The organism is Staphylococcus sp. GDY8P198P, assembly GCF_017891615.1.
GTDB lineage: Bacteria > Bacillota > Bacilli > Staphylococcales > Staphylococcaceae > Staphylococcus > Staphylococcus cohnii.
Map to the genome: position 1 here is coordinate 400,253 of NZ_JAESJQ010000007.1, position 21,047 is coordinate 421,299.

Sequence of the window (21,047 nt, forward strand, 5' to 3'; positions counted from 1 at the left end):
TTAAATTTTATTCTTCAATTGTTTCAACGGTTAAGGTTAGGATAAAACAACGATGACTGTAGTAGATACACGAAACATAAAACAAAAAAGTTGCTATCATTTTAAAAATAGCAACTTTTCTTAAAACAACTTAAGTTCATTACTCGTTAAGTATGCGTTTAGTTTCTTGTATGATATCAGCTATCAATTCAGAAGCTGAACTAGGTTGTGATAACCTAGGACTTTGTCCACTCCATAGATGTGTCCATTGCTCATTACCTAAGTCAGCTGCAGTTTTACGAATACTTTTTGTCAATTGGTTTTGTATAGGATAATCTGGAATGTCATCACCATATCCTTCCATCTTGTGTATAAATTCATTATCGATACCTCTAGCTGGTTTACCTGTAAAAGCTTTTGTGATGACAGTATCTGTTTCTTTACTTTGTTGTATTGCATTTTTATATAAAGCTGAAGCACCACTTTCTTCTGAAGTTAAAAATGCTGTTCCCATTTGTACAGCTTCGGCACCTAACACCATACTTGCAACAACGCCACGTCCATCCATAATGCCACCTGCTGCTATCACTGGAATAGATACATTATCTACGACTTGTGGTACCAGTGACATGGTACCAATCAATGGTGTGTGATCATCTGAAGTTACAGTGAAAGAACCTCTATGTCCACCTGCTTCACTACCTTGAGCGATGACTGCATCCATACCAGCACTTTCATTAGCTTTCGCTTCTTCAACTGATGTTGCTGTTCCTATCACAGTAATCTGACGTGCTTTCAATTTTTTGATAATATTTTGATTTGGTATTCCAAAAGTAAATGAAACTACAGGAACCCCTTTTTCGATTACCATATCTATGGATTCATTAAATTGCTGTTCCTCACTAACATCAATGACAGGTTCCTCTAAACTCAAAGCTTTTCTATAGGGTTTTAACCATGCATTCATGTGTTCTACACTTTCTGGAATATATAATTGTTCACTTGGAACAAATAAGTTAACTGCAAAAGGCAAATCAGTTAATTCTTGAACATATGTTATTTCTGAATCTAACTTCTCTGAATTAAAATACCCTGCCCCAATTGTACCAAGTCCTCCACTATTACTCACAGATGCTACTAATTCAGGCGTTGTACTACCTGCCATACCTGCCTGAATAATAGGAAGTTTGATATTCAACATTTTGGTCACTTTTGATGAAAAGTGCATGCAAAACACTCCTTTAATTAAAAACAATAACTTAAATATTGTGACTATAGTTTTTATTTTTTATTATAAGCTTGCATTTGCGCGTCTAATTTCTCTTGCTCTTGTTCGTCCATCTCATCTTCAATTTCCATACCTAGCATTTCTTCAATTAAATCCTCATGAGAAACAATGGCATCTGTCCCACCAAATTCATCTAATACAATCGCTAAATGTTTACGTGACACAGTCATTTTTCTCAGTGCCCATTCTGCTCTATTATGCTCATTCACAAATAAAGGTTCTGAAGTATATTGTAAAATATTGTTTGACTTTTCTTTACTCCATGCTAGCAAATATTTTGAATGGAAGATGCCTATAATATGGTCGATATCACCATCATAAACTGGATAACGTGTATACGGATTCGTCACTACCGTATCGTACGCATCTTCGTAAGATATATCAGCCGGAAATGCAGTCACATTAATCCTTGGTGTTGTATCGATATTTGTAATTTTTAATTGTTCAAAATCCATAACACCTTGAATTCGATTTCGTTCCATTTCATTGAATGCACCCTCACTACCTGCAATCGTAACCATCTGTCTAATCTCTTCTTTTGATAATCGTTGTTGATCTTCTTGCCCTTTAGAAAGTAAATTATTGATCATATCTGTTAACCAGTTTAACAATTTCGTAATTGGTTTAAATATTGTGACGAAAAATGAAATCGGTGTATAAACCAATCTAGACATACGATCTGGATAAGTTGCAGCAACAGATTTTGGAATTACTTCAGAAATGATGATAATAGCAACCGTTGTAATTGCAGTAGCTACACCAACGTTCATTCCAATATCCACTGCTAATACTGTCACTAATGTAGGCAAAATAATATTCGCAATATTATTTCCAATTAAAATTGTAGTAATAAATTCACTGGGTTTTGTAAGTAGCTTTGATAATTTAGCAGACTTTTTATCTCCATTTTCAGCTTCAGTTTGTATTTTCATCCTATTTGCAGCAGTTAAAGCCGTTTCACTACCAGAAAAGAAGAATGAAGCAAATAAAAGTATGATTATAGCTATAATCATATCAGCATAACTCCTTTTTATATTCTATAAAATTTTAAACGATATGTATCAATTCCCTTGTTTTACAATACATAAACGCATTTCTAATTATTAAAACAGCGTTTTCAAAACAACTATAATAAAAAAACACGAAGTGATGCATATTTGAATGCCCTTATATATAAGAGAATCAAAATCGCATCACTCGTGTTTTTAAAATTTAATCACTTACTGTAAAACTAAACTATTTATCATAAATACTTTAGCCGATTGAACCTTCCATTTCAAATTTGATAAGACGATTCATTTCAACAGCATATTCCATTGGAAGCTCTTTAGTAAATGGTTCAATGAAGCCCATAACAATCATTTCTGTAGCTTCTTCTTCTGAAATACCACGACTCATTAAATAGAATAATTGCTCTTCAGAAACTTTTGATACTTTTGCTTCATGTTCTAATGAAATATTATCATTAAATACTTCATTATATGGAATTGTATCTGAAGTAGATTCGTTATCTAAAATTAACGTATCACATTCAATGTTAGAACGTGCACCTTTAGCTTTGCGGCCAAAGTGTACGATACCACGATAAATAACTTTACCGCCATCTTTAGAAATAGATTTAGATACTATCGTAGATGAAGTGTTAGGTGCTTTATGAATCATTTTTGCACCAGCATCTTGAACTTGCCCTTTACCAGCGAATGCAATTGATAGCGTACTACCTTTAGCGCCTTCACCCATAAGCACACAGTTGGGATATTTCATCGTTAATTTAGAACCTAAGTTACCGTCAACCCATTCCATATTACCATTCTCATGCACTAATGTACGTTTTGTAACTAAGTTATAAACGTTATTAGCCCAGTTTTGAATTGTAGTATAACGCACATGGGCATCTTTGTGGACGATAATTTCAACTACAGCTGAGTGTAGTGAACTTGTTGTATAAACCGGTGCAGTACAACCTTCTACATAGTTAACTGAAGCACCTTCATCTGCAATGATTAGTGTACGTTCAAATTGTCCCATGTTTTCAGAGTTAATACGGAAATACGCTTGTAAAGGCGTATCTAGTTTAATATTTTTTGGTATATAAATGAACGATCCACCAGACCAAACAGCTGAATTAAGTGCTGAGAATTTGTTATCTCCAGCTGGTACAACTGTTGAGAAATATTGTTTAAATAATTCTTCGTTTTCTTTTAATGCAGTGTCTGTATCTTTAAAGACAATACCTTTATCTTCAAGTTCTTTTTCCATATTGTGATAAACAACTTCTGATTCATATTGTGCTGAAACACCAGCAAGGTATTTTTGTTCTGCTTCAGGAATACCTAATTTATCAAATGTACGTTTGATTTCTTCTGGCACTTCATCCCATGAACGTTCAGTTTGTTCAGATGGCTTAACATAATAAGTGATATCATCAAAATTCAATTCTGATAAATCGCCACCCCATTGAGGCATTGGCATTTTGTAGAATTGTTTTAATGCTTTCAATCTATAATTAAGCATCCATTCTGGTTCTTCTTTCATATTTGAAATTTCACGGACGATATTTTCTGTTAAACCGCGTTCTGATCTAAAAATGGAAACATCTTCATCATGGAAACCATATTGGTAATTGCCCACATCAGGTGCTTTTTTAGCCATTTAAATCACTCCTTTTATATATTAAAACGACTCGCGTCAAGACAACTTCATTTGTAGTTACATCGTAATTACATCCTAATCTTGATGTTATGTCTAGTGTGAATGGAAATTTACACAATGTCAACGTATCAACATGGATTAGTCTTCTGTATTTCCTTCTTTTTCAACTGTGCCTTTTTCTAAAGCTTTCCAAGCCAAAGTAGCACATTTAATTCTAGCTGGGAATTGAGAAACACCTTGTAGCGCTTCTATATCTCCCATTGCTTCACTGATTTCATAATCTTCACCAAGCATCATTTTTGTGAATTCTTGACTCATTTGCATTGCTTCAGCTAAAGAGTGACCTTTTACTGCCTCTGTCATCATAGAAGCACTTGACATTGAAATTGAACAACCTTCTCCATCAAATTTAGCATCTTTGATAAAACCATCTTCAATATCAAACGTAAGATGGATGCGATCCCCACAAGTTGGATTATTCATATCTACTGTCATTGCACCAGTATCTAGACTCCCTTTATTTCTAGGGTTTTTATAATGATCCATAATGACTGAACGATACAACTGGTTTAAATTATTAAAATTCATATGAGAAAAACTCCTTCGTTTGATTCAAGGATTCTACTAACTGATCAATATCTTCTTTAGTATTATAAATATAGAAACTTGCACGTGCAGTTGACGATTGATTCAACCATTTCATCAACGGTTGTGCACAGTGATGCCCTGCTCTAACAGCAACGCCTTCTGTATCAACTGCAGTCGCTACATCATGTGCATGAACATCAGTCATATTGAAAGTTATAACACCAGCACGTCTGTCTTTTGGTGGACCATATATTTCAATACCTTCAATTTCAGACATCTTATCGTAAGCATACGTCGTCAATTCATGTTCATGTGCTTGTATCGCATCAAAACCTAGATTTTCAATATAGCGAATTGCTTCAGCTAAACCAATCGCTTGCGCAATTAATGGCGTACCAGCTTCAAATTTCGTAGGTAAATCTGCCCAAGAAGCATCATATTTTTCAACGAAATCAATCATGTCTCCACCAAATTCGACCGGTTCCATTTCGTCCAGTAAGGCGCGTTTACCATAAAGTACACCGATACCAGTAGGCCCTAACATTTTATGACCACTAAAACTATAAAAATCAACATCTAATGATTGCATGTCTAAATCCATGTGTGGCGCTGCTTGTGCACCGTCCACACTCACGATAGCACCATGTTCATGCGCAATGTCTGTGATAGCCTTAATGTCATTAATTGTACCTAGTACATTTGAAACGTGCGTGATAGCTACAATTTTTGTATTATCATTAATTGTCGCTTTTATATTTTCAATTGTAAGTTCACCTTCATCTGTCATTGGAATGAACTTTAAAGATGCATTCTTGCGTTTCGCTAATTGTTGCCAAGGCACTATATTAGCATGATGTTCCATTTCAGTGACTACAATCTCATCACCTTCAGAAATATTCGCATCTCCATAACTATGTGCTACAACATTAATGGAAGCTGTCGTTCCACGAGTGAAGATAATTTCTTCAAAATATTTTGCATTAATGAAACGTCTGACTGTTTCACGTGCGCTTTCATAACCATCAGTTGCTAATGATCCAAGTGTGTGTACACCACGATGTACATTAGAGTTATAACGTTTATAATAATCAGCTATAACATCAATGACTTGTGTTGGTGTTTGACTAGTAGCAGTTGTATCTAAATAAGCAAGGCGATTATTGTTAACTTTTTGGTTAAGAATTGGAAAGTCTTTTAATATTTCGTTAACATTTAGTGATTGGGTCAAATTATCCACAGACCTTTCTTAATTTAAAAAATCAATAAAGAAACCGTAGCAATTTAAGAAATACAACAAACTAACGTATATTAATTCATTTAATCTGAGCATTTTATAATAATGTTCAATCACATTCTCTTAATATTATTTTGCTGCGGATTCAATTGTATTTATTATTTATTATTTATTAACTTTTAATTCGATTACTTCACGTAATTTACGTTGAACATCTTCAATTGGCAATTCACGTACAACTGGATCTAAGAAACCATGAATAACGAGACGTTCAGCTTCATGACGAGAAATACCACGGCTCATTAAATAATATAATTGTTCAGGGTCAACACGGCCAACGGATGCAGCATGTCCAGCCTCTACATCATCTTCATCGATAAGTAAGATAGGGTTCGCGTCACCGCGCGCTTTTTCAGATAACATAAGAACACGAGATTCTTGGTTCGCAATAGATTTCGTACCACCATGTTTAATATAGCCAATACCATTAAATACTGTTTGCGCGCCTTCTAGCATTACACCGTGTTTTAAGATGTAGCCATTTGTTTCTTTACCATATTGCACAATTTTAGAAGTTAAATTAATTTTCTGACTACCAGTACCTACAACCACTGATTTGAGTTCACTTTCAGAACGGTCACCAATTAAATTAGTTGTATTATCAATGATTTGACTACCTTCGTTCATTAAACCTAACGCCCAATTTATAGTAGCATCTGATTCAGTAACACCGCGGCGAATAATATGGCCAGTGAAACCTTTATCTAAATAATCTACTGAACCGTATGTGATTTTTGAATTAGCACCAGCACTTACTTCTGAAACAATGTTAAGTTGGTTACCTTCTCCACTTGCGATTGATAAATAGTTTTCAACATAAGTTACTTCAGCACTTTCTTCAGTTGCAATAATGACATGGTTGTAGAAACTTGCATTTTCATCATCGTGTAATACTACATATTGGATTGGATGCTCAACCACTACATTTTTGGGAACATATACAAATACGCCACCATTTAGCAATGCAGTATGTAGTGCTGTCAATCTATGTTCATCAACTGTAACAGTTTCATTCATGAAATATTTTTTTACTAAATCAGGATGGTTAATCAAAGCTTCTGCTAAGCCTTCAACGACAACACCATCATTTTGAGCTGAATCAGAAACTTTCGTGAATGCTAATGTGTTATTATGTTGGATAACCAAATTCTCAGTGTTTTCAACATCAATAATCTCTCTAACTTCACTTGGTAATTCTTCTAATGATTCATAAACGTTACCCTTTGTTTCATGTTGTTTAAATGAATCAAAGTCCCATCTCGTGATTTTTGTTTTATCTGGTTTTGGCATTTCTAAAGTTTCAGTTAATTGCAACGCTTCTTTACGTAATTCAGTTAACCAAGAAGGTTCATTATGGGCTTGTGAATATTCAACAAGTTGTGCTTCAGAAATGTTCAAAGTTTCAGTCGTCATACTTTTTTCCTCCCATTTGATGATTGTATGATTTAACTCATCGGTATAAATCAAAACCTAAATCTTCATCTATAATATTATTTTTCATATGAATTAAGACTTATTCTGCAGCATTAAACTCTTCTTTAACCCATTCATAACCTTCTTCTTCAAGACGTTTCGCTAATTCAGGTCCTCCTGAAGTAACAATTTTACCACCATACATAACGTGTACATGATCAGGTGTAATATAATTCAATAGTCGTTGATAGTGCGTAATGATTAATGAACCAAACGTTTCTCCACGCATTTGATTGATACCTTTTGAAACTACTTTTAATGCGTCAATATCAAGTCCTGAGTCAATTTCATCTAAAATAGCAAATTTAGGTTCTAGCATCATTAACTGAAGAATTTCATTACGTTTTTTCTCCCCACCTGAAAATCCTTCATTTAAATAACGTTGTGCCATATCTTGATCAATATCTAAAAAGTCCATTTCTTTGTCTAACTTTTTAATGAATTGCATTAAATTAATTTCTTCGCCTTCTTCACGTTTCGCGTTTATCGCAGAACGCATAAAGTCTGCATTCGTTACACCAGTGATTTCTGATGGATATTGCATAGCTAAGAATAATCCAGCTTTGGCACGATCATCAACATCTAGTTCTAAAATGTTAACGCCGTCTAATAGTACTTCACCTTGTGTTACTTCATAGCTTGGGTGTCCCATGATTGCAGATGATAATGTTGATTTACCTGTACCATTAGGCCCCATTACTGCATGTATTTCTCCTGTATTAATTGTTAAATTAACACCTTTAAGAATCTCTTTATCTTCAATAGACACATGTAGGTCTTTAATTTCTAATGTTGATGGCATACATATTCCCTCCGTATTATATGATATGTTTTTCTTATCTAGTTTATAATAATTTTAATCTACAGTCAAAAGACTGAGCCCTTGTTACACCTTCTAATTATAACGCAGTTGTGTTGGAATATAAACCTTTTCAAGTGCTAAATTAAAATTGTTATCAAAATACAATGATTTTTGATAGTATGTTAATCATTTCTTTAACTGATAATATAAGATATGATGTTCTCAACTCAATTATTCCTATAACTATCTATTATAAGCAAAGTATATTCTATAATCATTCACTCATTTTAACTTTTGTTTTAATATAGTTCTAAGAAAAATTGTGATATCATTTTCAATATATTTTAGATAGAAAGGATTTTGGTATGTCAAAAATTAAGTGGTCAAATCTATGGAAAGGATTTGCAATGGGTACTTCCGATTTAGTACCTGGTGTAAGCGGAGGTACTATCGCTTTGCTTCTAGGTATTTATGATGATTTTATACGGTCTATTAGCGGAATATTTTCAAAGAAGTTTTGGGAAAGCTTAAAATTCCTGATTCCTATTGGATTAGGGATGATAATTGCTATTGGCTTATTGAGCAAAGTAATTAATTATCTTTTAAGTGAACACACCGTACCAACCATGTTTCTATTTGTTGGACTAATAGCAGGCATCATACCCTATTTATTAAATACAGCAAGAGTTAAACAAACATTTCAAACTTCTCATTATTTACTCGTTTTACTTGGTATTATAATCATTGTAGTGATCACCTTGTTAAATAATGGTGATAAACATGCAGGAGAAACACTTGAATTATCAACTGGTCTTATTATTAAATATTTTATTGCAGGTGTTTGTGCTTCTAGTGCAATGTTACTACCAGGCATTTCAGGATCCTTTATGTTATTAGTATTTGGTGTATATGGTACTGTAATGTTTTCAATTTCAGAATTTATGTCTTTAAATTTTAAAGCTGTACCAATCTTAATGGTCGTAGGTATTGGGATTATTTGCGGATTCTTATTTTCTAGTAAATTGATTCAATACCTTTTAAACCATTACACTTACTTAACCTATGCACTTATCATTGGTTTTGTTGTAGGATCGCTGTATGCAGTATTTCCTGGTCTGCCAAATGATGTTTTCACTTGGATTATTTCTATTATTACAGTAATTTTAGGCTACTTTATTAGCTACAAACTAGGACATATTACAAGCGATGATTTTTAATTTTTCTATGTATAAACCATATTAAAATAGGATTGTGTATTTATCGGAAGCTTACATAAGCATTTTGACAACGCAATCACTATATAATATTTGATTTCTGCCCTTATCAAAAACATAAAGCCCGGAATGGTAATGATTCGTTGCTATAACTAACTAAGTAGTTTAGTAACAAATCCATACCACATCCGGGCTATTTTACATTCATGCTTATACATCAATAGCGAAATGATATATGATGAATGCCTATATATAATGACGCAGCTTATATTCTGAAATAAGGTGCGCCCAATTTTAAGTTCTCCCTATCACAGTTTGAATGATATTGTGGTATTGAAAAACACCATCAACATTTTCGTGCTTTAAAGCAATTCACTCAAACATAATTTAATTTTACGCCATAAAACTGTGAAATTCAAATATGTAATTTTTCTATTTAAAATCATCTTGTAAGCAAAGTAAATAAATATAACTTCATCTCAAAAAGCAATGATCAATCCTTTAGATTATTAAGCTCATCGAGCAACACCTCACTACACAATTGCATAATACACTTGTTGATGAGGATATTATGAACAAATTTGTGCATGTGCAACCGAGTTAATATATCCTAAAGCATTCGTATTTTTATATGTCTTATTCCACACACCGCTACTTTTTTATGCCCTTTTTCTAAAATTAATCAAACAAAAACAACCCTTCAACTATTAAAGTTAAAGGGTTTGTTAATATTTTCGCTATTATTTAGCTGGTACTACTGCACCGTCATATTTTTTATTGATGTAATCTTTAATTTCTTTAGACTGTAATGCATCCATTAATGCTTTGATTTTTTCATCGTCTTTATGACCTTCTTTGACACCAATCAAGTTAGCGTATGGATTGTCTTTTGCTTTTTCTAAAACAATTGAATCGTTTTTAGGACTTAATTTTTGATCAATTGCAAAGTTAGAATTAATGATTACTGCGTCAGCATCTTCTTTTTGATAAATCTTAGGTAGATATTCTGCTGATTGTTTATTGTTAAATTTGATATCTTTTTTATTTTCTACGATATCATCAAATTTAGCGTCTTCAGTTTTAACACCTTTTTTAATTTTGATTAATCCTGCATCAGAGAAGAATTTTAAGAAACGACCTTCTTCTGCAGGGTTATTTGAAACATAAACAGTAGCTCCTTTTGGTAAGTCTTTTAAACTTTTATATTTCTTTGAATAAACAGCCATAGGCTCTAAATGTACGTTCCCTGCTGATTCAATTTTATAATTTTTGTCTTTCTTTTCAGTATTTAGATATGGTGTATGTTGGAAGAAGTTAGCATCTAACTCACCTTTATCTAATAATTTATTTGGTGTCGTATAATCGTTAATCGTTTTAATTTTTAAGTCATAGCCTTTATCTTTTAAAATTGGTTTTGCTTTTTCTAAGATTTCAGCATGTGGGGCTGGAGAGGCACCAACTGTAATTGTCTTATCTTTACCTCCACCGCCATTACCACAAGCAGCTAATATTAATGCTAAAGCTATTATTGAAGCTAAACTAAATATTTTTTTCATATAATTGTCCCCCTTTAACTTAACGTTTATCTATTTTATTTGTAACTTGGTCTCCAATGAATTGGATGATAAAAACAATAATTAAGATTAAAATTGTAGAAACGAATATGACATCGTTTTGGTTTCGTGTGAAGCCAGTTAAGTATGCTAAGTTACCTAAACCGCCGGCTCCAATTACACCAGCTACTGCAGTAGATCCTACTAAAGCAATTGCTGTTACAGTTATTCCAGATATTAACGCTGGCATTGCTTCAGGTAACAACACTTTTTTAACTACTGTCCATGTTGTAGCTCCCATTGACCAAGCAGCTTCAATAACACCCTTGTCAATTTCTTTAAAAGCGATTTCCACTAATCTTGCGTAGAATGGTGCTGCACTGATGATAAGTGCTGGCAAAGCACCTGTTGGACCACTAATCGTTCCAAGTACTAAACTCGTAAATGGTATGAGTAGTAAAATTAAAATAATAAATGGTATTGCTCTGAATAAATTCACTACAAATGATACAACGCTGTAAAACACTCTAGCCACAGGCGATTGACTTTTAGCAGATAAAAATAAAAGCACACCAAGTATCAAACCAAAAACAAAAGCAAATATTGTAGATATCACTGTCATATAAATTGTTTCATATGTAGCTAACCAAACCTCGTTCCAACTTACATTAGGCATCGTTAGCATTTCCTGTAGAATCTCGCTGAATGAACTACCCATGCTTTAACACCTCCACAGAAACATGTTGTGCACCTAAATCATTTTTGAACTTTTCGAATTTTTCAGAATTTACATCTAATAAATGCAATACTAAAAAGCCCAGTGCACCATCTTTAGTATGTTTAATATTTGCTTCAAGAATATTGACATCAATATTATGTGTCTTTGTTATGTATGACACTAACGGTTCAGTTGTATTGTTTCCTGTAAAATTCAAACGTACGACATACGCACTTTCATCTAAATCGATCAATTCAGAAATGGATTCGTCAAATTCATCATTTAAATCTTCTTTGACAAAGCGTTTTGTTACTTCGTGTTGAGGATTTTCAAAAACAGTTGACACATTTCCTTGTTCAATAACACGACCATTTTCCATTACTGCCACTTCATCACAAATGCGTCTGATGACTTGCATTTCATGTGTGATAATAACGATCGTTAAATTTCTTTCTTCTTTAATTTTTAATAATAATTCTAAAATTTCATCTGTTGTTTGAGGGTCTAATGCACTTGTCGCTTCATCACAAAGCAAGACATTAGGCTCATTTGCTAACGCACGTGCAATACCCACACGCTGTTTTTGTCCACCTGATAATTCTGATGGATAGGCATTTTCTCTACCTTTTAGTCCTACCAATTCCACTAATTCCATCGCTCGTTTTTTTGCTTCACTGCGTGATACACCAGCAATTTCTAATGGAAAAGTAATATTATTCAAAACATTACGTGACCACAATAGATTAAAATGTTGAAAAATCATGCTCACTTTTTGACGTTTTTTTCTCAATTCTGATTTCGATAATTTCCCTATGGTATCTCCATCAATGATGACGTCTCCTGAAGTTGGTTGTTCAAGATGATTTAAAAGTCTTATCAAAGTACTTTTACCTGCGCCTGAAAAACCAACCACACCAAAAATCGAGCCTGATTGAATGCTTAAATCAACATGATCTACTGCTAACACATCGTGTTTTTTCGTTTTATATCTCTTAACGATTTGATTTAATTCAATCATTGCCGTTTCCTCCTTGTATTGCTCATTCAATTAAAAAATGCTCTCTCTTTTCACCGAAGAATAGAGAAAGCATACCCGCTTCTCTCATCTTCTAAAGTTTATCTACTTTATGTGAATTGGCACCATTTCTATTAAAGACGGTTGCCGGGCTTCATAGGGCACATCCCTCCACCTCTCGTGATAAGAGTTCATTATTTAATTATCCATAATCCTACCATTGTACTAAAGATTCGTCAATAATTATTTTAAATTTTCTAACAAATAAGGCACTGATTGAAATGCATAAATTCTTTTTTGTTCTTCTCCTTTGGACATAAGCATAAGTATCGGTACTGATTGTATCTCATGTTGTTGGCTAAAATCAGGATGGAAATTTAAATCTATTTTAGTAATTGGTAATTTTAAAATTTCATTCGCAATATCTAACATTCGTTCCGATACTTTACATGTACCACAGGTTGGTGTATAACCAAAAACTAGATATTTTTCTTTATCTACGTGTTCTAAAACATTAACACGCGTTTCACTCTGTACATTCATGTTAATAAACTGACCCTTTCAGCAATATAATCTAACTTTGCTTTTGCTACTTTTTCTTCATCTTTCACTAAAAATCCATGTTTTGCTAATACTTTTGACAAATAGGCTTTAGGGCATCTCGCTACTTCACCATATTGTTTGTCTATGTGAATGTGTTTACTTTCACTTAAATATTTTTTAAACCATTTACGTATCTTTTCACCCTCATCATCTGCATCTGCAAGTACATAAACTTGCTTGTCGTATAATGATTCAATCATTTCATCTAACTTATCAATCCCCATAGTACCGTTAGTACAAATGATTTCAATAGGTTGGTCAATCACCTGCTTCACCCGTTTCTTGTCTGTTTTCCCTTCGACAATGATAACTTGGTTTAATATCGCCATGACATTCACCTCTAAATGTGATAGTAAATTCAATTTTATATTTAGTTCTACACCAGACATTATCAACATAAACATTTATTATAGATTCTTATTATAATCTTAATAATTGAATATTCAATTTATCATCAATGATATTATTAACGATACTTTTTAAAGTAATTTATACTTCAAAAACAACTTGAATATTGAATTGAAATTTAGCCTTTCATTATAGGATAAAATAAAAACTCCATGATATATCGTATCGTGGAGTTTGATTTCATATTATTCGCCAATCATTTCAGAATATTGGTCAGCTGACATTAACTCGTCTAATTGACTTTCATCACTTAACTCAACTTTAACCATCCATGCTTTTTCATATGGTGATTCATTAACGAATTCTGGACTATCTTCTAGTTCATCATTTGTTTCTACAACTTTTCCTGAAACAGGCGCATAAAGTTCTGACACTGTTTTTACTGATTCAACACTACCAAAAGATTCACCTTCGTCAATATCGTCATCAGTTTCAGGTAATTCAACGAATACGATATCACCTAATTCACTTTGCGCATACTCAGTGATACCAATCGTCACTGTATTACCATCAATTTTTACCCATTCATGTTCTTTAGAATATTTTAATTCACTTGGTACTGCCACGAGAATCCCCTCCTAAATGTTTTTACATATTCATGATGCCATATGAAAGGCTTACAATCAACTATTTAATTGATTTTACAATACTTCTCATGTTTCACAATTCATCGCACAAAACTTTTTCAAAGCATATAACTATTATTCTCAAAAGTTGTTAAAAATGAATTGTAAAAGAAAATGTGTTTACAACCAAGTTTCCTTGTATTGTTCCTCTTTAAAACCTACTGTTACTTTATCACCTAATACAGCGAGTGGTCGTTTCACTAACATGCCATCCGAGGATAATAAATCTAGTTTTTCTTCATCGGAAAGGTCTTTTAATTTATCTTTAAGGCCTAATTCACGATATTTTGCACCATGCGTGTTAAATAGTTTATTGATATCAATACCTGTAGTATTAATGATTTCTTTAAACTCATTTTTAGTTGGTGTATGTTGCACAATATCGATAGGTTCAAAACTTACCCCGTATGCTTGTAAAAATTTTGCAGCTTTTTTACAAGTTGTACAATTAGGATATTGGTAAAATTTTATCATTTTTCAGGACCTCCTATGCTTAGTTAACACTAATATAACAAACTTATAACAAAAACGCTCTAATTATTAAGCTGATTTTTTTAATAACTGCAAATTGTCGGTTATAATGTTTACAATAATATCTTTTATAAAGGAGTCTAATTATGGAATCAATTAATACTAATGATCAATTTAAAAATACAGTACAAAGTGACGAGCCAGTCATCGTTAAGTTTGAAGCAGGATGGTGTCCAGATTGTAAAGCAATGGACATGTGGATTGACCCAATTGTAGAAAAATATAACAATTATAACTGGTACACTGTTAACCGCGATGAATTGGAAGACGCTGCAGCTGAAAATGACGTTATGGGTATTCCAAGTTTATTAGTTTTTAAAAATGGAGAGAAATTAGCACATTTACATTCAGCAAATGCTAAATCTCCTGAACAAGTTGAATCATTCCTAGCTGAAACGTTCGAGTAGTTATTGGTTTAATTCTATTAACTTTAACTTTTAAACAACCAAAATTTTGAAATAAGCATTAAAAAGGTGTGGGACATAAATCCTATTCTCAAAATAAGAGGGCAAATCCTTAACAATGGATTTGCCCTCTTTATATTTAAAATCTTCCGATATTGATCGTGCATGCTTGCCTGGGGATATGGCACGAGCCTGTAGTCTCTCACTCATACTATTCCCCCGGGCGTCAGCACGATACAAAATCAGTACAATAAAATTTATGTATGAAAAACAATTCAAAAACGAATAAGAAGATAATGAAGCATTTTAATTGGGAGTATTTTAAATCTCAAATTAATCAACAGCTTTCATAACCAGAGGCTGAAAAATCTAAAGTCAAAGAAAAATTGATGTAGAAGCAGTTTTTGAGTTCATGAAGGCTATTTTAGGTTTCACTCGAATGTCAATTCGAGGGGGAGACAAAGTCAAAAGAGAAATAGGATTTGTACTAACGGCATTAAATTTAAGGAAAATAGTAGCTCGACGAACTACACTACTTGATAAAAATAAAGAAAACGACAATTTCTACATTATTTCAATAGAAATTATCGTTTTCTGTTTGGTCAGAGACATTTATGTCCCGAATTGTTCTATTTAAAACTTATCAATGACTTGATTTTGTTGACGTTCTCGATGTGGCATTTTTTCTAAATCTTCCAAATCAGTCAAATATAGTAATCCAACTAAACGCTCATCATCTTTCACACCAAATATTTTGCGTATTTCAGGATTGAAAATATAAGCCGGTGACTTCCAACAGGTACCTATACCTGATTCAAAAAGTAATAGCATAAGATTTTGTGCAAATGCACCAAATGCCATATTATTCTCTAAACTTTCTTTTTGCCTTGGATCTTCTTTAACAATTAATGCAAGCATACCACCTAAATTGGTAGCAACTTTATAGTGATCTTCCTGCTTTTTTCTCAGATTAGGAAAAGCAATTTCAGTTAATTGTTTACTCATATCTCCCAATCTATCTTTTGCGATATGAACCACTCTCCAAGGTGCTCTCAAGCCGTGATTGGGTGCATCTGTAGCACGCTGTATCGCTTCATATAAAGCATCGTCATCTATGTTCATATCTCTTCTAAAGACCTTTATACTTCTTCGTTGAGCTATTGCATCTTGTAGTTCCATCTAATATCGCCCTTTCACTATTGATAACTATTTTCAATTATAAGATAGTACGATTAGATTTTCAAACTACTGATATAGCTTTAATTGCGCGCGCAAAGTTTCAACTTGTATCTGTCCAGGTGCTTTAGGATTATCCAAACAACCATATGATACTGCACCACCAAAAATACCTTGTGCAGTTCTTGAAATGATGCCTAATTTTGACATAGCAATGCCAATCACTTGTTGCGGCACTGTATCAACTGTTGCAGATAATGCTGATAATAAATTTAAGACATCTTCTTTACTATAAGGCATGACCGCAACTTTTAAGTAATCTGGATTCATTTGATGCATTTTAAAATACAAATGTTTTAACTGAACCAATGGTGGCGTTTTTTGAAAATCATGATAAGACAATATAACTTCAATATCATTTTTATGGGCTTGATCAATCAAGTTCGCTATATAATGAGATTGATGGTTAATTTCAAATTCAACATCAATCATATCCACATGGTCTATTTCAATTATACTTTCAAGTAATTTAATGTACGCATCAATCGGCAAATCACCTTTACCGCCTTGTGATTGTGTGCGATAAGTAACTAAAATTTTCTTGTTTAAATTTAGCTTATATAATTTATCAATGACATTAGCTATGTCATCAACTCTTGGTGTTGCCCACTGATCAACTCTTAATTCAATTATATCGATAGATGTTTGATATTTTATTAAATCGTTTAAAAAAGTTTGGGAAATTTCACTTTCTGGTTCTATCGTTACTGCAATTTTTACTTCAGACATTTAAAAAACTTCCTTTTCACTCAACATTAAAATTATTGTATAACAATATTGAGAACGAACACAATCTTAAAAGAGCATCGTTTAAGTAAATAATAAAAATCTATTCACCTTTTTATATGATTTAAATTTAATTTACAGGGTATAGTCGTTATATAAGTAATTTAGGAGGTAATATAATGGCAGTAAATTATGAAACAAAAGCAACGAATACAGGTGGTCGTAACGGTCACGTTCAAACAGATGATAAAGCAATTGATGTAGCAGTCATTCCTCCAGCACAAGCTGATGCTGAAAAAGGTACTAACCCTGAACAATTATTTGCAGCAGGTTATGCGTCATGTTTTAATGGTGCATTTGATTTAATTCTTAAACAAAATAAAGTGAGAGGCGCTGAACCTGAAGTCACTTTAACTGTACGTTTAGAAGATGACCCAGAGGCTGAAAGCCCTAAATTAAGCGTTTCAATAGATGCAAAAGTTAAAAACGTTTTATCACAAGAAGATGCAGAAAAATATCTACAAGATGCACATGAATTTTGTCCATATTCAAAAGCAACACGCGGTAATATTGACGTAGATTTAAATGTACAAGTAGTAGAATAACGATAATGCTAAACCCCCAAATTCCTAATCGAATTTGGGGGTTTTTTGTTGTTTTAATACTGCTTATGCTTATGTCATGATGTCTTTTGATCGTTTTCTCTTTTTTATTAATTGTCTTCATCTTTATAATTAATCCAGATGTAAATCATTAATATGGCAAAAGAAATCAAGATAAGCAAAATTAGCGAAACTATAATAGTCATTAAAGATTCCACTTATCGTGCCTCCGCTCATAATATATCATCCACCATATTATACCATAATTATCATATCCATTCGCGTTACTTAAAAATTAAATTAAATGCAATTAAACACTTAAAAACTTCATATTTTTTGTTTTTTAAATTAAAGATGATTCCATGTTTTTGAATAAAATTAAATATAGTGTTGCTCAATTATCCTTTTTCCCTTAAAATCAAATTTAATACGGCTGTAAAATTTATTAATCTATTATATAAATGGTTTATAAAGTTTAGGAGGCATACAATGACAAATATACGTTATCTATCAATCGATGATTTACCCAACTATAGAACATTATTAAAACATGGCATTCATGAAGATCTTGACGTATTTGCTTGGAAATTACAAAATGATCGATGCTTAGCCGAACTCAATTTAAACGATTTACTTTCTACTAATTCAAATCAATCAATTGTCATTGGAGCCTTTCGAGATAGTGTTTTGATAGGTGCTGTAACACTTATATTTAATCAAAATTACAGCCTGTCACACAAAGCAGTAATCGAAAATATGTGTGTTATGGGTAATAACCATGAACTCAAAGAACAAATTGCCAAACAATTAATGAAATATGTATTCCAAATCTGCCATGATAAACAAATTGAAATTCTAATGACTTCACTTATATCAAATAATATTAGTGGCAAAGTCTTTTTTAGTAATTTAAATTTTGAATTACTTGCAATAGAAAAATTTGCCAGAAAATATGATGTAGATTATGTTGATGAACATTGGTTGATTTACTATTTCAATGGTGAGGATATGACTTTATTCGAATAAACAAGTCTTTTATACTACTCATTCACAATACAGACGCCTCCTTACTACTATAATTTGACGCTTTTCGTTAATCATCTTTTTGATAAATGTTACGCCATATATAAAAATGACTTGCAATTAAATTGTTAAGCAAATATTATTTTATTAAGCTATCATTTATAACATTAGATTAATAAAAGTATTTCTTAGAGAGGACTGAACAATTTGAAATATGCAACGACATTATTATCACTGTTCTTGTCATTAATTACATTAGCAACACCATTATTAGCAGTTAATAAAATTTTAGAAGGAGACATGCAAATATTAGCTGGTCTGTTATTCATATTGGGTGTACTACTTATTAATTTATATGCATGTTTACGCGGGGATCGTATTGCTAATATTTTTGCTATGTTGGTATCATTATTTTCTTTAGCACTACTAAGTTACCCTTTTTGGAAATCATATGTAATAAATTTTTTCATTTAATTTTATAAATACATATTTATTTTATAATATTTAATAATCGCAAAACACTTCATAACTATTTATTTGAGTTATGAAGTGTTTTTTTAGCATATACTTTTTAAAAAAGAGTAATATTTTATTTTCAAAAAATTTCTGAAAAGTATATAATGATAAAAACAAAGGGGGAAAATTGAATATATGAACTTAGCAATTCTCGGTTTTATTATGATTATCATCTTTATGGTATTAATTATGACACGTAAAATGTCAGCTTTAACTGCGTTAATTGTTATACCTACCATTTTTGCTTTGATTGGTGGCTTCTATGCAGGTTTAGGTAAGTTTATGTTAGATGGCATAGAAACTGTTGCACCAACTGGAATTATGCTGACTTTTGCCATACTTTATTTTGGCGTTATGATAGATGCTGGCTTATTTGAACCAGTCATTAATCAAATTATAAAAGTCGTTAAAGGGGATCCAGTAAAAATAGCAATAGGCACTGTAATTTTAGCATCCATGGTAGCACTAGATGGTGATGGTACCACTACTTTCATCATCACCGTAACTGCAATGATGCCACTTTATAAAAAGATTGGCATGAGTCTATATACTTTATCTACATTGGCGCTTCTATCTATCGGTGTAATGAACATGTTGCCTTGGGGTGGCCCCACGCACGTGCGATTTCATCTTTGCAAGTAACTACTGAAGAGGTCTTTGTGCCTATCATACCTGCAATGATTGCTGGTATATTATTTGCTTTTGGAGTTGCTTACATACTTGGAAAGCGTTCAAAAAAGTATATTACATCAAATACAAATATTGATTTAAATGATATAAAACCTACCGATACAAAAGAAGAATCTTTATTAAAAAGACCAAAAATGCTTATTCCAAACGCAATACTAACAATTTCATTAATCGTCTGTCTGGTTATCGGCTTAATGCCAATACCAGTCTTGTTTATGCTATGGTTTGGCTTTGCAATATTACTAAACTATCCTAATTTAAGTATTCAAAATTCTGTTGTAAAAAAACATGCTGGAGATGTACTTTCTGTAATCAGTCTTGTTTTTGCTTCAGGTATATTTACAGGTGTAATGAATGGAACAAAAATGGTTAACGAAATGGCTAATACTTTGGTACAAATCATACCAGATGCTATGGGCACTCATTTTGCGTTAATCACAGCAATTTTGAGTGGACCATTTACATACTTTATGGCAAATGATCCTTTCTATTATGGTGTATTACCTATTTTAGCTGAATCTGCGCAACAATTTGGTATTTCCAAAGTTGATATGGCGAGAGCTTCAGTTTTAGGTCAGCCTTTACATGTGTTAAGTCCATTATATGCTGCTGGTTACTTACTTGTAGGTATGCTAGATATAGAATACGGCCAAAACCAACGCATAGTAATAAAATGGGCTGTTGGATCTAGTCTATTTATGATTTTTGTAGCTTGTATTTTAGGAATTATACCGTGGTAAAAATGCACATCTCAACTTACTTCAAGAAAAATATGCACAGTAAACAAAAATGTTAGCTTTTGAATACAAAAAGAACTCATCCACATCAAATTGGATGAGTTCTTTATTTGTATACGAGTTTATAATTTATATCGCCAATTAATTAGTTGATGACATGCTTTTAGTACTGTACTTATATTTATATATTAATGATTATCAACAAATACATATTATTATTCATTAATAGACAAACGATTGTAATTATACACTTTGAAATACTTTAAAATAACAAATTTCAATCATTTATTATTTTTTCATCAATTAGTAGACAAATATAATAAAATTGTCGTTTTATTTTATTTGTACTTGGGTAAAACTTAACGTCGG

General features: G+C 32.3%; 22 protein-coding genes, 2 pseudogenes and 1 riboswitch. Of the genes and pseudogenes, 7 read left to right on the forward strand and 17 right to left on the reverse strand.

What is annotated here, in order from left to right; translation table 11 throughout:
• Window positions 1-139: 139 nt before the first annotated feature.
• The 7 genes from KA824_RS09030 to sufC form a co-directional block, all read right to left on the reverse strand.
• Window positions 140-1,207: an NAD(P)H-dependent flavin oxidoreductase gene (locus tag KA824_RS09030; RefSeq protein ID WP_107384288.1), complete on the reverse strand. Its 1,068-nt coding sequence runs from the start codon at window positions 1,205-1,207 to the stop codon at window positions 140-142.
• Window positions 1,208-1,260: 53 nt separating this feature from the next.
• Entirely contained in the window at window positions 1,261-2,280 is a 1,020-nt protein-coding gene (locus tag KA824_RS09035; protein WP_107386418.1) for a hemolysin family protein, read from the reverse strand.
• Between the two features lie 241 nt (window positions 2,281-2,521).
• A complete protein-coding gene (sufB, locus tag KA824_RS09040; RefSeq protein ID WP_019469760.1) occupies window positions 2,522-3,919 on the reverse strand; it encodes a Fe-S cluster assembly protein SufB in 1,398 nt (465 codons plus the stop codon).
• Between the two features lie 138 nt (window positions 3,920-4,057).
• Window positions 4,058-4,507, reverse strand: coding sequence for a Fe-S cluster assembly sulfur transfer protein SufU (sufU, locus tag KA824_RS09045; protein WP_107384290.1), 450 nt, complete (start codon window positions 4,505-4,507; stop codon window positions 4,058-4,060).
• Complete coding sequence (locus KA824_RS09050) at window positions 4,497-5,735, reverse strand: cysteine desulfurase (protein ID WP_154409402.1); 1,239 nt, start codon at window positions 5,733-5,735, stop codon at window positions 4,497-4,499. Before KA824_RS09050 ends, sufU begins: the two co-directional genes overlap by 11 nt.
• 171 nt (window positions 5,736-5,906) lie before the next feature.
• Entirely contained in the window at window positions 5,907-7,214 is a 1,308-nt protein-coding gene (sufD, locus tag KA824_RS09055) for a Fe-S cluster assembly protein SufD (protein ID WP_107384292.1), read from the reverse strand.
• Window positions 7,215-7,314: 100 nt separating this feature from the next.
• Window positions 7,315-8,076: a Fe-S cluster assembly ATPase SufC gene (gene sufC, locus KA824_RS09060; protein WP_019469764.1), complete on the reverse strand. Its 762-nt coding sequence runs from the start codon at window positions 8,074-8,076 to the stop codon at window positions 7,315-7,317.
• A gap of 365 nt (window positions 8,077-8,441) precedes the next feature.
• Here sufC and popT point away from each other — a divergent pair, with 365 nt between their 5' ends.
• Window positions 8,442-9,293, forward strand: a complete 852-nt coding sequence (gene popT / locus KA824_RS09065) for a polyprenyl-phosphate transporter PopT (RefSeq protein ID WP_107504623.1) — start codon at window positions 8,442-8,444, stop codon at window positions 9,291-9,293.
• A 737-nt stretch (window positions 9,294-10,030) separates the two neighbouring features.
• On the opposite strand, the gene KA824_RS09070 is transcribed toward popT, so the two are convergent.
• From KA824_RS09070 to KA824_RS09100, 7 genes are all read right to left on the reverse strand, one after another.
• Window positions 10,031-10,846, reverse strand: coding sequence for a MetQ/NlpA family ABC transporter substrate-binding protein (locus tag KA824_RS09070; RefSeq protein WP_107384294.1), 816 nt, complete (start codon window positions 10,844-10,846; stop codon window positions 10,031-10,033).
• 19 nt (window positions 10,847-10,865) lie between these two features.
• Complete coding sequence (locus KA824_RS09075; protein WP_181187554.1) at window positions 10,866-11,561, reverse strand: methionine ABC transporter permease; 696 nt, start codon at window positions 11,559-11,561, stop codon at window positions 10,866-10,868.
• Window positions 11,554-12,579: a methionine ABC transporter ATP-binding protein gene (locus KA824_RS09080; protein ID WP_107384296.1), complete on the reverse strand. Its 1,026-nt coding sequence runs from the start codon at window positions 12,577-12,579 to the stop codon at window positions 11,554-11,556. The genes KA824_RS09075 and KA824_RS09080 overlap by 8 nt, the downstream gene beginning before the upstream one ends.
• A gap of 81 nt (window positions 12,580-12,660) precedes the next feature.
• Window positions 12,661-12,766: riboswitch (SAM riboswitch) on the reverse strand.
• Between the two features lie 53 nt (window positions 12,767-12,819).
• Window positions 12,820-13,119 carry a thioredoxin family protein gene (locus KA824_RS09085; protein WP_107384297.1) on the reverse strand — a complete coding sequence of 100 codons (300 nt, stop codon included), beginning with the start codon at window positions 13,117-13,119 and terminating at the stop codon, window positions 12,820-12,822.
• Window positions 13,116-13,508 carry a toprim domain-containing protein gene (locus KA824_RS09090; protein WP_019469770.1) on the reverse strand — a complete coding sequence of 131 codons (393 nt, stop codon included), beginning with the start codon at window positions 13,506-13,508 and terminating at the stop codon, window positions 13,116-13,118. Before KA824_RS09090 ends, KA824_RS09085 begins: the two co-directional genes overlap by 4 nt.
• 264 nt (window positions 13,509-13,772) lie before the next feature.
• On the reverse strand, window positions 13,773-14,153 hold the full coding sequence (gcvH, locus tag KA824_RS09095) for a glycine cleavage system protein GcvH (protein WP_019469771.1): 381 nt from the start codon (window positions 14,151-14,153) through the stop codon (window positions 13,773-13,775).
• Between the two features lie 180 nt (window positions 14,154-14,333).
• On the reverse strand, window positions 14,334-14,687 hold the full coding sequence (locus tag KA824_RS09100) for an arsenate reductase family protein (protein WP_107384298.1): 354 nt from the start codon (window positions 14,685-14,687) through the stop codon (window positions 14,334-14,336).
• Between the two features lie 143 nt (window positions 14,688-14,830).
• Here KA824_RS09100 and KA824_RS09105 point away from each other — a divergent pair, with 143 nt between their 5' ends.
• A complete protein-coding gene (locus tag KA824_RS09105; protein ID WP_107384299.1) occupies window positions 14,831-15,151 on the forward strand; it encodes a thioredoxin family protein in 321 nt (106 codons plus the stop codon).
• Window positions 15,152-15,181: 30 nt separating this feature from the next.
• Here the strand turns inward: KA824_RS09105 and KA824_RS09110 are convergent, their stop codons facing one another.
• Window positions 15,182-15,358 carry a hypothetical protein gene (locus tag KA824_RS09110; RefSeq protein ID WP_192947479.1) on the reverse strand — a complete coding sequence of 59 codons (177 nt, stop codon included), beginning with the start codon at window positions 15,356-15,358 and terminating at the stop codon, window positions 15,182-15,184.
• A gap of 50 nt (window positions 15,359-15,408) precedes the next feature.
• Here KA824_RS09110 and KA824_RS09115 point away from each other — a divergent pair.
• Window positions 15,409-15,785, forward strand: a pseudogene (locus KA824_RS09115) (transposase); the annotation flags it as partial.
• Here KA824_RS09115 and KA824_RS09120 read toward each other — a convergent pair.
• Both KA824_RS09120 and aroD read right to left on the reverse strand, forming a co-directional pair.
• Window positions 15,782-16,327: a nitroreductase family protein gene (locus tag KA824_RS09120; protein ID WP_107384300.1), complete on the reverse strand. Its 546-nt coding sequence runs from the start codon at window positions 16,325-16,327 to the stop codon at window positions 15,782-15,784. The pseudogene KA824_RS09115 and the gene KA824_RS09120 overlap by 4 nt on opposite strands.
• 66 nt (window positions 16,328-16,393) lie before the next feature.
• A complete protein-coding gene (aroD, locus tag KA824_RS09125; protein ID WP_107384301.1) occupies window positions 16,394-17,113 on the reverse strand; it encodes a type I 3-dehydroquinate dehydratase in 720 nt (239 codons plus the stop codon).
• A 176-nt stretch (window positions 17,114-17,289) separates the two neighbouring features.
• On the opposite strand from aroD, the gene KA824_RS09130 reads away from it, so the two are divergent.
• The 4 genes and pseudogenes from KA824_RS09130 (at window position 17,290) to KA824_RS09145 (ending at window position 20,681) form a co-directional block, all read left to right on the forward strand.
• Window positions 17,290-17,715, forward strand: coding sequence for an organic hydroperoxide resistance protein (locus KA824_RS09130; protein ID WP_040030180.1), 426 nt, complete (start codon window positions 17,290-17,292; stop codon window positions 17,713-17,715).
• Between the two features lie 486 nt (window positions 17,716-18,201).
• On the forward strand, window positions 18,202-18,738 hold the full coding sequence (locus tag KA824_RS09135) for a GNAT family N-acetyltransferase (protein ID WP_107384302.1): 537 nt from the start codon (window positions 18,202-18,204) through the stop codon (window positions 18,736-18,738).
• A 204-nt stretch (window positions 18,739-18,942) separates the two neighbouring features.
• On the forward strand, window positions 18,943-19,209 hold the full coding sequence (locus tag KA824_RS09140; protein WP_107386611.1) for a hypothetical protein: 267 nt from the start codon (window positions 18,943-18,945) through the stop codon (window positions 19,207-19,209).
• Between the two features lie 177 nt (window positions 19,210-19,386).
• Window positions 19,387-20,681 (forward strand): annotated as a pseudogene (locus KA824_RS09145) (CitMHS family transporter).
• Window positions 20,682-21,047 lie beyond the last annotated feature (366 nt).

Coding starts and splice junctions, on each gene's coding strand:
- popT (WP_107504623.1), top strand. CDS start 8,442: ATGTCAAAAATTAAGTGGTCAAATCTATGGAAAGGATTTGCAATGGGT.
- KA824_RS09035 (WP_107386418.1), bottom strand. CDS start 2,280: ATGATTATAGCTATAATCATACTTTTATTTGCTTCATTCTTCTTTTCT.
- KA824_RS09090 (WP_019469770.1), bottom strand. CDS start 13,508: ATGGCGATATTAAACCAAGTTATCATTGTCGAAGGGAAAACAGACAAG.
- KA824_RS09030 (WP_107384288.1), bottom strand. CDS start 1,207: ATGCACTTTTCATCAAAAGTGACCAAAATGTTGAATATCAAACTTCCT.
- KA824_RS09085 (WP_107384297.1), bottom strand. CDS start 13,119: ATGAATGTACAGAGTGAAACGCGTGTTAATGTTTTAGAACACGTAGAT.
- KA824_RS09130 (WP_040030180.1), top strand. CDS start 17,290: ATGGCAGTAAATTATGAAACAAAAGCAACGAATACAGGTGGTCGTAAC.
- KA824_RS09070 (WP_107384294.1), bottom strand. CDS start 10,846: ATGAAAAAAATATTTAGTTTAGCTTCAATAATAGCTTTAGCATTAATA.
- KA824_RS09110 (WP_192947479.1), bottom strand. CDS start 15,358: ATGAGTGAGAGACTACAGGCTCGTGCCATATCCCCAGGCAAGCATGCA.
- sufD (WP_107384292.1), bottom strand. CDS start 7,214: ATGACGACTGAAACTTTGAACATTTCTGAAGCACAACTTGTTGAATAT.
- KA824_RS09080 (WP_107384296.1), bottom strand. CDS start 12,579: ATGATTGAATTAAATCAAATCGTTAAGAGATATAAAACGAAAAAACAC.
- KA824_RS09100 (WP_107384298.1), bottom strand. CDS start 14,687: ATGATAAAATTTTACCAATATCCTAATTGTACAACTTGTAAAAAAGCT.
- KA824_RS09075 (WP_181187554.1), bottom strand. CDS start 11,561: ATGGGTAGTTCATTCAGCGAGATTCTACAGGAAATGCTAACGATGCCT.
- KA824_RS09120 (WP_107384300.1), bottom strand. CDS start 16,327: ATGGAACTACAAGATGCAATAGCTCAACGAAGAAGTATAAAGGTCTTT.
- sufC (WP_019469764.1), bottom strand. CDS start 8,076: ATGCCATCAACATTAGAAATTAAAGACCTACATGTGTCTATTGAAGAT.
- KA824_RS09105 (WP_107384299.1), top strand. CDS start 14,831: ATGGAATCAATTAATACTAATGATCAATTTAAAAATACAGTACAAAGT.
- sufB (WP_019469760.1), bottom strand. CDS start 3,919: ATGGCTAAAAAAGCACCTGATGTGGGCAATTACCAATATGGTTTCCAT.
- aroD (WP_107384301.1), bottom strand. CDS start 17,113: ATGTCTGAAGTAAAAATTGCAGTAACGATAGAACCAGAAAGTGAAATT.
- KA824_RS09135 (WP_107384302.1), top strand. CDS start 18,202: ATGACAAATATACGTTATCTATCAATCGATGATTTACCCAACTATAGA.
- sufU (WP_107384290.1), bottom strand. CDS start 4,507: ATGAATTTTAATAATTTAAACCAGTTGTATCGTTCAGTCATTATGGAT.